The sequence below is a fragment of the Paraburkholderia sp. RL17-337-BIB-A genome (assembly GCF_046025895.1).
GTDB lineage: Bacteria > Pseudomonadota > Gammaproteobacteria > Burkholderiales > Burkholderiaceae > Paraburkholderia > Paraburkholderia fungorum_C.
On sequence record NZ_JARESY010000004.1, the window covers coordinates 623,734 to 637,494 of the forward strand.

A 13,761-nucleotide genomic window follows, 5' to 3' on the forward strand; every position below is an offset into this window, starting at 1 on the left:
TGCGTCGCTGTCCGGTTTGACCCACGGTCGCAAACGATCCTGTCTACGCAAATGGTGCCCCGGCCCGAACGTAGCGGATCGTATCGCGCCATGCACCGGAGATGCACCATGTTCATTCACAACAAGCGTTTGCAGTACACCGTCAGGGTCGCCGCACCCAATCCCGGTCTTGCCAATCTGTTGCTCGAACAGTTTGGCGGCCCCCAGGGCGAATTAGGCGCCGCCTGCCGCTACTTCACGCAGGCAGTTGGCGAAGATGATCCGGGTCGCAAGGATCTGCTTTTCGATATCGCGACGGAGGAGCTGAGCCACCTCGAAATTGTCGGTTCGATTGTCGCAATGCTCAACAAGAGTGCCAAGGGTCAACTAGCCGAGGCAGTGGAAGCGGAAGCAGAACTCTATCGGTCAATGACAGGCGGAGGCAACGACTCCCATACGACCGCGTTGCTCTACGGCGGCGGCCCGGCATTGACCAATTCAGCTGGCGTGCCCTGGTGTGCCGCCTACGTCGACACGATTGGCGACCCTACTGCGGACCTGCGGTCGAATATTGCCGCTGAAGCGCGCGCCAAGATTGTGTATGAGCGGTTGATCAACGTCACTGACGATCCGGGCATCAAGGAGACGCTCGGCTTTCTGATGACACGCGAAATCGCCCATCAGAAGTCTTTCGAGAAAGCGTTGCATTCGATCCAGCCGAACTTCCCGCAAGGCAAGCTTCCTGGCGTGCCGGAATACACGAGCGTGTATTACAACATGTCGCAAGGCGACGACGCGCCGCGCGGTCCGTGGAACGAGGGACCGGAATGGGAGTTCGTGGAGTCCCCACAACCCGCTGTAGATGGCGGCGATGGTCTGGCCACCGTCAATGTGTCGCAACGCGATGTGAAGGTCCTGCAGGCCATGGCCGCGCGCACGGCGTCAGACACGTCGTCCGATCCGGCGACAGGGGCTGAGCTCGGTTCGGGCCAGGTGGCGTAGGTAGGGGACGGGATGGTGCCGGTACAAGGCAGCGGCCCTCGCGCGAAACAATGGCCCCGGTCTTTTCAGACGGGGCCATCTCCCGGTGGCAACCCGTGCCGGTGACATGCTTCCCTTGAGGTTGCCACGACCCGCTTGCGATTATCCGAGGCGCCAAGCGAGCGGCGATATGCGTGCTGAGCGAGCTGCGCACATCGTACAACACTGTGCGGAAGCGTTAACCACCGGGCTCGCACACCACTTTGAACTTGACGAGTACGGCCGGCCCGAACGCATTGCTCAGCGCAACATCGGTTGCGTCGCGACCTCGCGCCATCAGCACACGGCCAGTCCTGGGCGCGTTGTTCCGGGGATCGAAAGTCTGCCAGCGATCACCTAGATATGCTTCAAACCATGCGCAAAAGTCCATCGGCGCGTAGGGCGGCGGCAGACCAACATCGCTGATATAGCCGCTACAGTAGCGCGCAGGAATATTCGTCGCGCGACACAACGCGACTGCCAGGTGTGCGTAGTCCCGGCACACACCGACTCTCTCCTGGTAGGCCTCATGAGCTGTTCTTGTCGGCCGGGCTTGCTGGTAGTCGAAGGCAATATGCCGGTGCACGTAGTCGCAAATCGCTTGCACGCGAGGGCGTCCCTGGGGCGTGCCGCCAAACAATGCCCATGCCGTGTTCGACAGCAGATCGGTTTCACAATACCTGCTTCCGAGCAGAAATTGCATGCACTCATCGGGTAGATGCTCCACCGGACTCTGGTAGTTCTCCGCCGCCGGCTCTTCAGGGCGGTCCGGTACGTTCAGCAACGCCTCGGTCGAAAGCGTGAGGTAGCCATAGGAAGGTGTAATCAGACGGCTGCAAAGATTGCCGAACGAGTCGTGATACTGGGTTAGGGGTATCGGTGGATCGATTTGCAGACGATCCGGTTCGATCACATCATCCACGTGCGAGGAATGCGTGTTCAGCATGAGTAGCATAGGGATGGGCTGGCTGCACGAAAAGACCAATTCAAATCCGACGCGAAGGTTCATGATCCCTCCGCTTTTACGAAGCAACAGCACTGCTTGCGGCGCAATGCGCGTCCACAATCATGTGCTCGGGTCCTAACGAGCGCCCACATACGGGGCACGCCGGCGTCGTCTCTGAGAAGAGTGCGTCGAGGCCGTCGTAAATTCCATTGTGGGACAACTCGCGTAGCGTCGCGAGATACCAGTGCGACCGGTCGTCGTCATACCTGCTTTCGACGATTGAGCCTTGATGTCCGCACGGGCAGACAACGTTTGTAATCGTACGGAATGCCATGATGCTCTCCAAAGACTGGGCGCCCAGCGCCGCTATCAGACTGCCAACGTCCGGTTGCCCGGGGCCAGGACTGAGTTTGGTTTTCTTCAGTTGTGTAGGTTTCAACGCCGCAGATCAGAAGCAGCGGTTCGACCCGGTTCATGTACGGACAGCGCAACAGATGTACCTGGCTATCTGGGCTTGTCGCCATTGAACGAATAAGGCGCGGACATCGCATCGCTGGAGATAAACGAGTAGATCCGATTGAGATAGCGCAACCGTTGCGAGGAAATCACTTTTCGACTCAAACGCCTGCGTCCTCGGTCAACATGGCTTTGACAAACTTGGGTTCCCCGGAAAAAGCCAGACTCAATTCGATGCCTTCCGATGCGCAACCGACGACAAATGGTGGGGTTCGCGGTCTGCGCAACACCTATGCCTGATCCGTCACACAAAACCAATACACCAACCGGCGCTGAAACAGGTGTTGCGGTGCAACATTTATCCGCTTATGCTGGGGTCATGGTTGGACTTCGGGAAGCAACGCGGACGTGTCGTCGGCGTGCTTTTGAGTATGAGGCGCGCCTTGAGCGTTGAGCCCCTTCATATTTGCCGACATTGCCGCGCTGGAACTGTGGGCCTGAGGGCCCGGACAGTCGCGCGTGCGTTTGCACCTTTTTATAAACATTAAAGGTCGTGCCGGTACATTCCTCGCTTGTGCGAGATTGAATATTTTTAGGTATCCAGAGCAAACGGATCTTTATATGGAAAACATAACCCCTGTTTCATCACGCTGTGCACCCGTCTTCGACGTTTCCTGCAACTGCTTCCGTCTCTTTTCCGAGGTGTGTGAACTGTTCAGTGCAACGGCGCAAGTGGTGCGCCTGCGCACTGCCCGCATGGCATTGGCGGGTCCGGTGCCCAATCAGCTTGATCGGGCTGAGTTCAGCATCATGGGCATTGAAAAATGCGAGGCCACATCCGAATCGATAGAGGCGATGAACTCCGGGCTTATCAAGCTAGCCTTCGAGTTCACTAGCGATACCTGCAATCTGATCTGCGCCATGTCAACGGCGCCTACCGGATTCGCTTCAAGACGCCCCGTTACGCAACGGTGTGAACATCAGCCCACCTTTTTGACGACCGTAATCCAGTCTCCCTCGAACCCCTTGTATCTGGTAAGTTCAATGACCTCCCTGGTCCGGGAAATGCTCGCACCGATTCATGGCCGTGCCACCGCAAATGCAAGACGCCTGGGCGCAGGATGACCGCCGGCACAGAGCGGGCGCGCGCGAAAGCTCGCCCTGCGTCACGTAAGCGAGGCGATCGGGAAATAGCCCGGATCCCCTCGGGACTGGAGGGTATATCGGAAACGATGCTGTGGACGCTCTACGACCGGGCCTGCGAATCGCGTCGCGCCGACGCCATTCTTGTCGATCCGGATAGCGTGCGCATCTGCAACGCCATTGACTATGATTTCGCGGGCCACTTCGGCCATCCCGTTGGCTCCTTTTCCGCGCGGGCCGCGGAAATCGATCGGCTCCTGAAAGACTGGCTCGCCCGGCATCCGAAAGGACTGGTCATATCGCTGGGGGAAGGGCTTGAAACACAGGCTCATCGTGTCGACAACGGCCACATGACCTGGCTCACGGTCGACCTGCCGCCGGCGATTGAGTTACGCGAGCGATTCCTGCCTTCTTCGCGGCGCTTTCGTTGTATCGCTGCAAGTGTTTTCGAGCCGGATTGGGCAAATGGGATCAAAGCCAGCGCTGATGTTTTTGTCGTTGCGCAAGGGCTGTTCATGTATCTCCAGCCAGATGCGGTGAGACGCCTGTTTATCCGGATCGCCGAGCGCTTTCCGGGTGCCGAGATTGCATTTGATGCGATCCCGCGCTGGTTTTCCGGGCTCACCCAATGGGGTGTCATGACAACGCCGCGTTACCGTTTGCCGGCAATGCCGTGGGGCATCAACGGCGATGAGATAGCGACGCATCTGCATGGCTGGTCGTCGGATATAGCAGCGCTGCGCACGTTCGAGTATCGCGCGCCACGCGGTTGGCCAAGGCTGGCGGCAGACCTTTGCCGCCTTCATCCGCTCGCGAAGAGTCATTTGCCGTTCCTGGTGCATGTGAAGTTGAAGGACCGCCGACCCGCCGGACGCGCGGGATGACGGGCCTCGATGTTGCAAGCGTCGTGTCAACGGAATGCGCGTCTGTTTCATCGGTGCGGCCTGGGCGACGTGCGCCGCGAACTCACCTCTTTCAGGCGAGCACTATGCAAGACAAGATTGTCACCGCTGACGACGCCATCGGACTGATCCGCGACGGCGACGCCGTCTGTTGTTCAGGCTTTGTCGGCATTGGTACGCCCGACGAGTTAATCACGGCTTTGGCCCGACGCTTCACGGAATCCGGCTTCCCACGCGATCTGACGTTGGTGTTCGCGGCCGCGCCGGGCGACGGCAAGGACCGCGGACTCAACCGGGTCGCGCTGCAGGGATTGGTCAAACGCGCCATTGGCGGGCATTGGTCGCTGGTGCCAAAGCTTGCTCGAATGGCGACCGACAATCTGATCGAGGCCTACAACCTGCCGCTTGGAACGATGTCGCATCTGTATCGCGACATCGCGGCCCACAGGGCAGGCACGCTCACTCAAGTGGGATTGGGCACCTTCGTCGATCCGCGTCAGGCGGGCGGGAAGATCAACGCGAGGACAACCGAGGATCTGGTCAGCACTATCGATCTCGACGGCAAGACCTGGCTTCTATACAAGGTGTTTCCGCTCAACGTCGCGCTGATTCGCGGCACAACGGCCGATCCCGAAGGCAATATCACGATGGAACGCGAAGCGTTGGTGCTCGATGCGCAGGCAGTAGCGATGGCAGTTCACAATTCAAACGGACTTGTGATCGCGCAGGTGGAGAGGATCGCGGCGAGCGGAACACTCGACCCCCGCGCAGTCGTGGTTCCGGGCATCTTCGTCGACCGTGTTGTGGTCGCATCACCCGAGGCGCAGCCGCAGACTTACGGGACGGTCTACAACCCGGCGTTTTCCAGCGAGATCAGAATTCCGACCGGAGCGAACGAATGCCCGCTGCTCGACGAGCGGAAGGTAATGGCTCGTCGATGCGCGTTCGAGCTTCCGCTTGATGGCGTGATCAATCTGGGTATTGGCGTCCCGGAGGTCGTTAGCGCAGTCGCCGCGGAGGAGGGTCTGCTGAGCCATCTGACCTTGACCGCCGAGCCTGGGATCATCGGCGGCGCGCCGCGGGGCGGCCTGGATTTTGGCGCAGCCGTCAACATGGATGCGCTGCTTCACCAGAATCAGCAGTTCGATTTCTACGATGGCGGCGGCCTGGACCTGGCGTGCCTGGGTATGGCGCAGATCGACCGAAGCGGAAACGTCAACGTAAGCCGTTTTGGTCCACGGCTAGCCGGTGCCGGCGGCTTCATCAATATCAGTCAGAACGCTTCGCGGGTGGTATTCGCCGGAACTTTCACGGCGGGTGGCCTTGAAATTGTGTTGGAGGCGGGGCGCCTTCGGATCGTCACGGAAGGCTCACAAAGGAAACTTGTCGAGTCGGTCGAGCAGATCACATTCAACGGACAACTCGCTGCCGAGCGCGGTCAGGCAGTGCTTTACGTAACGGAACGTTGTGTATTCCGGCTAACGCCAGAAGGGCTCGAGTTGACGGAAGTCGCACCGGGTATGGACGTTGATCGGGACATTCTTTCGCACATGGACTTCGCCCCGATCGTGCTAAGTCCACGACCCATGAATTCACGAATCTTCCTGCCGCAACTGATGAATCTGGCAACCGTGTTGCTTGATTCGAAATTCGCTCAGAGACTCAGCTACGACGCAGAGCAAATCACCCTGTTTGCAAATTTCGAAGGGATGGCGGTTCGCTCTAATAGCGACATTGAAAGCGTGCGCCGCGTGTTCGAGGCATTCTGCAAACCCATCGGCCAGAAAGTTTCGCTAATCGTCAACTATGACGGATTCAGACTGGACCACGCAGTAGCCGATCAGTACTTTGAAATGGCCGCGCGACTGCAATCGCAGTACTACAAGTCGGTGAGCCGCTTCACCAGCTGCGCGTTCATGCGCGCAAAGCTGCGCACGGCTTTCTGCGAGACCACTTCTGTATCCCATGTCGGTGAAACGCAGGCCGACGCCATGGCGTTTGTGACGGAGCAGCACGAGGCTGTCGGCGACGGCGTGCTCCGGTTCCCGCGACGTCGCCACCAGCCGTTCTGAAGTAGCCGGCAGCGTATTGAAGAATCAAGGAGTCTATTTGTGAAAGCATCCGACCTGTTCGTCAAGGCCCTGGAGAATGAAGGTGTCGAACGCATCTTTGCCGTGCCGGGCGAGGAAAACCTCGATGTCCTGGATTCGCTGCGGCACTCGGGTATCGAGCTCATCGTCACTCGCCATGAACAATCGGCGGCTTTCATGGCGGCTACTCATGGCCGTCTGACCGGAAAGCCCGGCGTTTGTATGGCAACGCTTGGCCCCGGCGCTTTGAATCTCGTGACAGGCGCGGCTTACGCTCACCTGGGTGCGATGCCGATGGTACTGATCACTGGTCAGAAGGCCATCATGACAGCGAGCCAGGCGCGCTTTCAGATTGTCGACATCGTTGCGACGATGAAACCGCTCACCAAGGCGTCGCGGCAGATTGTCAACGGCGCCAGCATTCCGACCGTGGTGCGCGAGGCGTTCCGCGTGGCAGCAGAAGAGCGGCCGGGTCCCGTGCATCTTGAGTTGCCGGAAGACGTGGCCGGCTCGGAGGTGAGCGGCGACATCCCGTTGATTTCATTGCATGCAGTCGACCTTCCCGTCGCCGGGCAGGCAGCAATCGAGCAGGCTGCTGCCTTGCTGAAGAGCGCGAGGCGTCCGCTGGTCATGTTCGGCGCGGCCAGCAATCGGCCCCGTCTCGCCGGGCAGTTGACCGACTTCATCCGGCGCACGGGCATGCCGTACTTCAATACGCAAATGGGTAAGGGGACCGTGTCCGCAATCGGTCGCGAAGAGGCTTCTGAACTCTGGATGGGAACGGCGGCGCTGAGCGAACGCGACTACCTGCACGAGGCGATCGATCGCGCCGACCTGATCCTCGCCATCGGCCACGACACGGTAGAGAAGCCGCCTTTTATCATGGGACCCGACGGGCCGATGGTTATTCACGTCGGATATACGCCGGCCAATGTCGAAGAGGTGTTCTTCCCGCACGCGGAAGTGGTCGGAGATCTCGGTTTGAGTCTTGGGCGCCTGGCCGATCTGCTGGAGGGAAAGCTGCCGCACGCGGCGGCGTTGGCGCCGCTGCGCGAAGATATCCTGACACGCACGCTCGGACGGGCAGAGGAATCGCGCTTTCCGTTGACCCCGCAACGCATCGTTCACGACGTGAGGAAGATCATGCCGGCCGACGGCATCGTTGCGCTTGACAATGGCATGTACAAGCTCTGGTTCGCGCGGTGCTACAGAACCCGTAGCGCGAATACGCTATTGCTCGACAATGCGTTGGCGACCATGGGGGCGGGCTTGCCCTCGGCGATGATGGCCGCGATTCTTTATCCGGATCGTCGTGTCATGGCTGTTTGTGGCGACGGCGGCTTCATGATGAACTCGCAGGAACTTGAAACCGCTGTGAGGCTGAGGCTCAATCTCGTTGTGCTGATTATTCAGGACAATGCGTACGGAATGATTCGCTGGAAGCAGGCCGTCGACAAGTTCGCGGACTGGGGACTGACTTTCGGCAACCCCGATTTTGTCAAATATGCCGATGCATATGGCGCCAAAGGCAGGCGCATTGAGACGGCCGAGGCTTTAGCTCCGGCACTGGAAATGGCATTTCGCGAAGGCGGTGTGCAACTGGTCATCGTCCCGGTTGACTACTCGGAGAACGTCCGCGTCTTTGTCGAGGAACTGGGCAATCGGGTCATGGAGGTCGCGCAATGAAGTTCAAGGCAGCAGTCCTGGACGCAATGGGCGCAGCGTATCCGTACGCTGTTTCCCGTCCGTTACGTATCGACGAGGTCGACCTTGCGCCGCCCGGCGCTGATGAAGTGTTGATCAAAATCGCGGCGGCGGGTCTGTGCCACTCTGACCTGTCGGTAATCAACGGCGATCGGCCGCGTCCCATGCCGATGGCACTCGGCCATGAGGCCGCTGGCGTCGTAGTGGAACTGGGGACGGGCGTAACCGATCTTCAGATTGGCGATCATGTGGTGGTGGTGTTCGTGCCGAGTTGCGGTCATTGCGCGCCGTGCGCCGAAGGCCGGCCGGCCTTGTGCGAGCCGGGCGCGGCGGCGAACGGAGCCGGCACGCTGCTCTCCGGCGGCCGTCGACTGACGCGTGATGGCGAGACATTGAATCACCACCTTGGATGTTCGGTGTTTGCGGAATACGCGACCGTATCGCGGCGCTCTGTGGTCAGGATCGATGTCAGTGTGCCGCTCGACGAAGCCGCGCTATTCGGATGTGCCGTGCTCACAGGCGTCGGCGCAGTGGTGAATACGGCGCAAGTCCGCGTTGGCGGTTCTGTCGCCGTGGTCGGTCTGGGGGGAGTGGGCCTCGCGGCCCTGATTGGCGCGCAAGCGGCCGGCGCTCGCCAGATCATCGCGGTCGATCTGTCCGATGCGAAACTGGAACAGGCGCGCGCCTTGGGCGCCACTCACACGGTCAACGCGGGCCGCGATGACGCCGTCGAGCAGATTCGGGCAATGAGCTCCGGTGGCGTCGAATTCGCCTTCGAGTTCGCTGGCGCCATTCGAGCGTTGGACCTCGCTTATCGTATTACCCGTCGCGGCGGAATGACCGTTACGGCTGGCCTGCCGCCGTCTGCTGCGCTTTGGCCACTGCCGGCAGTGAGTCTGGTTGCGGAAGAGCGCACACTCAAAGGCAGCTATATCGGCACGTGCGTGCCGGCGCGTGATATTCCCCATTACATCGACCTTTACATGCAGGGCAGACTGCCGGTGAACAAATTACTTACCGGCCGTCTGGCCCTGGATCAGATCAATCATGGCTTCGATCTGCTCCACGAAGGAAAAGCGATTCGTCAGGTTGTAGTGTTTGAATAGTCCCTGATGCGCACATGGCGTGCGGACGCCGCGCCTGCGCGAGAGTCGCGGCCCGTGGCGCGCCTGGCGGCGTCCAGCGCCGCCTTTGTCCGAGCCACCCGATTCCATCTACCACGAGATAGGTTGATTGGACTGCGACGCAATGGGTGCCGATGCACCAATCAACAGGCGCAAGCCCAATATCCTATTGGTTGCCCGCGCCATCGGAAATGGGTCGGTGCTCACCGTAGATCTGTTTGAATCCAGCTTTGCCAATCTCGCGTGGACGTTGGCATCAGATTGAAAATCTGACGCGTATGCGTTGCATGCCGCCTGTTGTCGTTCCATAGCAGGTCGGCGATCGGTCCCTACGGACGACACCGCTACCAGCGCGCGGTCGCGGCATGCTCGTTGCGAGCTGGAAGAAAGTTGGGAATCCGAACTCGCTGTCTGTAGCGAGCGTTGGCTGAAGAGGGTTGTGATACTCATTGTGCCTAAGATGGATACTTTCCGATGAATGGCTCGATCGACTGTGTAATCGTAGGCGGAGGGCCGGCCGGCTTGACCGCGGCACTCTATCTTGCGCGCTATCGCCGAACGACGAGAGTCTTTGACGCCGGCGAAAGTCGCGCGCGGCTTATCCCCGTTGCGCGCAATGTGCCGGGCTTTCCGTCGGGCATCACCGGTGAGGCGTGGCTGGCGAACCTGCGCGAGCAGCTTACGCCGTACGACGTGGCGCCCGAACATGCCCAGGTGGAGGCCATCGAGGCTGTCAGCGACGGTTTCCGGGTCGACTATCGTCCAATGCGAGACGGTGACGCGGAAGCAGTGCGCCCGGTGCACGCGAGGCGTGTTTTGCTCGCCGCGGGCATACGTGACGGACTGCCGTTAGTGCCCAACGCCGATGACCTGACTCGCTCCGGCCTGTTCCGCCTTTGTCCGATATGCGACGGTTACGAGACTGAAGGCAAGCGTATTGCGATGTTAGGCCCGGCGAAGTGTGCGCTATCGCATGCCATCTTTATGCGGACATTTTCACGCGACGTGTCCGTGGTCGCGTCCGACCTCGACGCGCTATCGGGCGCAGAAGTGGATTCGGCTGCCGCCGGTGGCGTCAGTTTGATAGCGTTGTTGAGACTCGAAGCACCTCGGGGTACTGACCAGGCGGTGCAGATCATCGGCCTGGGTGGAGCTATTCACCGTTTCGACTCGGTCTATCCCGTCATGGGTTGCCATCCTCGGGCTGACGTATTGGGACTCGAAGTGGAGCGCGACGAGGACGGAATGGTGAGAACAGACAAGCATCAGCGTACTAGCATTCAACACCTCTACGCGGCCGGCGACATCGTCAATACCCTCAATCAGATCAGCGTCGCCTCGGGAGAAGCGGCCATTGCCGCGACGGCGATTCATAAGAGCCTTCCACACAACCCACGTTAGAGCGCTTGCGCATCGCGCTGGCTGGCGCGCATCAGCGCCGCGGCTCCGCGTCCGTTATTTCCGCTGCGATGGAGCCGTGGTTGATGATCGCGACTAGCGAGATACCGCCGATCATGTTGCCGAGCAGCTAGCGGGGCATGTTCGGAGTCCTCGGAATGTCACGCGTCGTCCGGTATTGGAAATCCGGCGGACCTCCCTTTCCTTGCGCATGATCAATGACCGCGCTTAGGTTAGTCATCAGCGCCAGCACGCACGGTGAAAGGCGACGAATCCACGGGGCGAGGCACGCAGCTTGCGGCGCCTCATGCACATGAAAAGCAGGCGCTCGCCTGAATATCTTTGGGGGTAAACCATGAAAGCTATAACTAGGACGTCTGTCGCTCTGGCTCTTGTCGGGGCATTGTTGCTTGCAGCAAGCGCGCCAGCTGCCGATGCTGCTGCGGGAATCTCAACGTCCGGCGCGGGCGCCGGTTCCACGAAGGCCCTGAACCAGGAGGACTACGGTTCGCCGGGGGATACGCGTACCGACTCCGGGGCGGGGACCGGTGTTGGTTCCGGGTCTAACAGCAATGCGACCACCCGTTCCAACAGCGGGAAGACCAACGGGTTAAATATGGGTACAAATAGCGGCGCGAACAGCGACGTCAAAAGCGGACTTAGCCGTTCAAGACAAAACGGGCGCTAGTACCTTTCTTGATGGCGTGACGGCTGCTATTAAGCAGATCTTCTAAGGCGAAATCGCCAGCCGGTGAGCTGGACGATACCGTGGGCGCCCGTCCGGCTTACGCGAACCATAAACGAATCGCTTGTGAAATGAAGTTCGCTGAAGTTCACCGCGGCATGCATATAGAGTTTTACGGCCGGCGTCGCGCTTTGCGTGGCGCCGTTCTGTAAGCGGGCGCCCCGAAGTAATGGATGTGCCGCAGCTGCCTGGCGTCTCTCCAAAGTATTGGTATTTCCTATAGTCATGATAATAAGCCAGTCTTGGACACCTATAGCTGGCCCGGTGCATCCTCCCTCCGTCGGTTCTTGATTAGCCCCCTACGGTTCGACATTGAAAGTGCAGGTTCATGAGAAGCCTGACTTTCACTTTCGCATGCGATGGCGTCATTGTTGACGACCATTCCGATTCTATTCATGGGGCTGCTGGCACTGCCGAGCCCGTGGCTGGCGCGGCGTTTTGGAAGACACGGCGTATTGCTTGTGTTTCTCATGTTGCTGTTTGTCTCGATGTCGGCACGCACATTTGCACCGAACGTCTCAATGCCTCTGTTGACTACAGCAGGTGAAGGAGCCGGAATCGCGATGGCCGGAACGAGGCATTCTGCTTGCAACCTACACAACGGTACGCTCAACGGAGATGAAATAGTGAATGCGTTTATCAAGCTGCGGAAGCAATCAGGCGTATTGTCCAGCCTATTATTGGTATCGATCGCCATGACTGCCAGCTTTCCGCTGGCCTCGATGGCGACGTTCGCCGAGACCGTCAGTCAGCCTTCACCAGGCAAGGACGCTGTGCCAGATGACTACTTTCATACCGGCGCAGGGGCACGATATTTACGCCGTGCAGATGCTGATCTCGTTGTGGAGCCTCTGCGTGGCAATATCACCGTGCTGATGGGTTCCGGCGGAAACATTACCGTCCTGTCGGGCAAGGAGGGCAAGTTCCTGGTTGACGCGGGCATTATTAAATCGCAGGAAAAAGTGCAGGCGGCGCTCGACAAGATCAGTCCCGCACCGATGAAATACATGGTCAACACGCATTGGCATTGGGATCATACGGATGGCAATGCATGGATGCATGCGGCTGGCGCCACCATCGTCGCACAGAAGAATACCTTGAGGCATCTGACCGAAACCACTCATGTCAATGCCTGGAACTGGACCTTCGATCCAGTGCCGGCAGGTGCGCGTCCGACGCTGATTGTCGATAATAAAAAGACATTCATCTTCGATGGAACAAGAATCGAAGTCGAAAATTTTGGTCGTGGCCATACCGACGGCGATCTATGGATCTACTGCAAACAGGCAGACGTGCTGGCCCTGGGAGACACCTTCTGGAATGGCTTTTATCCCTATATCGATAACGAAGATGGCGGCGACATCAATGGGGCGATCGAATGGGCCAACAAGGCTGTAGCAGTCACGACAGATCACACTATCGTAATTCCCGGCCACGGCGCAGTTGGTACACGCGCGCAACTGATCGAATTTCGCGACATGTTGGTCGCGGTACGCAACAACGTCACAGCCTTGAAAAAACAAGGCAAATCATTGGACGAAATTATTGCCGCCAAGCCCACCGCTGCCTTCGACGCCAAATGGGGGAATTTTGTGTTCAACGGCAGCCAGTTCACAAAGATGGTCTATGACGGTCTGCAATAAGAAATTGTAGGGACGATGGTTATGCGAACGTCGTCCTAAGTTCTTTATCGCACCGACCGTGTGGCGTTGGAACGTCGTAATCTTGCAAAAACTTGCACCAGAGTCCGATTAGACTATTACTTATTTATCTGGAGATAGAAGAGGGCAGTCTATTTTTTTCAGAATTTCAGCCACAGCCTTGATTTCAATGATGTAGCCCGCCGCACCTCCAAGCATGTGTGCTCCCACTGCCGTCCAGGCTGGCAGCGGATGCGTATTGAAGTAGCGGTCGCGCACCTGCATGAATAGTGGCAGGTTGCGCATGTCGGTGTGAAACGTCGTCAAGTCGACCACGTCACTCAGCGATGCATTTGCAGCTGCCAGCACCAGCTTGAGATTTTCGAATGCCTGCACCATTTGAGCCTCGCGACCTTCGACCAGTTGCATGGTCATGTCACGACCAATCTGAGCCGGACGCATAAATCGTGTTGCCCACTTTGACCGCAGGCGCGTATCGAATCTTCTCGTACACTGGTTCCATTCCTGCCGGGATAATGGCCTTTCGTTCGTTCATGTAATGCGTTTCCTACGGAAGTTTGAGGGCGAAGGGCACGCCGATGCGCAGCGTGGCG

At 58.9% G+C, this 13,761-nt stretch carries 9 protein-coding genes and 1 pseudogene; 8 read left to right on the plus strand and 2 right to left on the minus strand.

Annotation, left to right across the window (positions count from 1 at the left end):
- Nucleotides 1-108: 108 nt before the first annotated feature.
- Complete coding sequence (locus P0D84_RS47880; RefSeq protein WP_408351378.1) at nucleotides 109-981, plus strand: manganese catalase family protein; 873 nt, start codon at nucleotides 109-111, stop codon at nucleotides 979-981.
- Between the two features lie 217 nt (nucleotides 982-1,198).
- On the opposite strand, the gene P0D84_RS47885 is transcribed toward P0D84_RS47880, so the two are convergent.
- Complete coding sequence (locus P0D84_RS47885) at nucleotides 1,199-2,008, minus strand: transglutaminase-like domain-containing protein (RefSeq protein WP_408351961.1); 810 nt, start codon at nucleotides 2,006-2,008, stop codon at nucleotides 1,199-1,201.
- A gap of 1,014 nt (nucleotides 2,009-3,022) precedes the next feature.
- Between P0D84_RS47885 and P0D84_RS47890 the strand changes: the two genes are divergently transcribed.
- The 7 genes from P0D84_RS47890 (at nucleotide 3,023) to P0D84_RS47920 (ending at nucleotide 13,150) form a co-directional block, all read left to right on the plus strand.
- A complete protein-coding gene (locus P0D84_RS47890; protein WP_408351381.1) occupies nucleotides 3,023-3,526 on the plus strand; it encodes a polyhydroxyalkanoate granule-associated phasin in 504 nt (167 codons plus the stop codon).
- Nucleotides 3,527-3,633: 107 nt separating this feature from the next.
- Nucleotides 3,634-4,428 (plus strand): class I SAM-dependent methyltransferase, encoded by a 795-nt coding sequence (locus tag P0D84_RS47895; protein ID WP_408351384.1) that lies wholly within the window; start codon nucleotides 3,634-3,636, stop codon nucleotides 4,426-4,428.
- Between the two features lie 104 nt (nucleotides 4,429-4,532).
- Entirely contained in the window at nucleotides 4,533-6,518 is a 1,986-nt protein-coding gene (locus tag P0D84_RS47900; protein WP_408351387.1) for an acyl CoA:acetate/3-ketoacid CoA transferase, read from the plus strand.
- A gap of 39 nt (nucleotides 6,519-6,557) precedes the next feature.
- On the plus strand, nucleotides 6,558-8,222 hold the full coding sequence (locus P0D84_RS47905; RefSeq protein WP_408351389.1) for an acetolactate synthase large subunit: 1,665 nt from the start codon (nucleotides 6,558-6,560) through the stop codon (nucleotides 8,220-8,222).
- Nucleotides 8,219-9,346 (plus strand): zinc-dependent alcohol dehydrogenase family protein, encoded by a 1,128-nt coding sequence (locus tag P0D84_RS47910; protein WP_408351392.1) that lies wholly within the window; start codon nucleotides 8,219-8,221, stop codon nucleotides 9,344-9,346. The genes P0D84_RS47905 and P0D84_RS47910 overlap by 4 nt, the downstream gene beginning before the upstream one ends.
- A 492-nt stretch (nucleotides 9,347-9,838) precedes the next feature.
- Nucleotides 9,839-10,765 (plus strand): NAD(P)/FAD-dependent oxidoreductase, encoded by a 927-nt coding sequence (locus P0D84_RS47915; protein ID WP_408351395.1) that lies wholly within the window; start codon nucleotides 9,839-9,841, stop codon nucleotides 10,763-10,765.
- Nucleotides 10,766-11,878: 1,113 nt separating this feature from the next.
- Nucleotides 11,879-13,150: an MBL fold metallo-hydrolase gene (locus P0D84_RS47920; protein ID WP_408351398.1), complete on the plus strand. Its 1,272-nt coding sequence runs from the start codon at nucleotides 11,879-11,881 to the stop codon at nucleotides 13,148-13,150.
- Between the two features lie 120 nt (nucleotides 13,151-13,270).
- Here the strand turns inward: P0D84_RS47920 and P0D84_RS47925 are convergent.
- Nucleotides 13,271-13,703, minus strand: a pseudogene (locus tag P0D84_RS47925) (RidA family protein).
- Nucleotides 13,704-13,761: the final 58 nt, after the last annotated feature.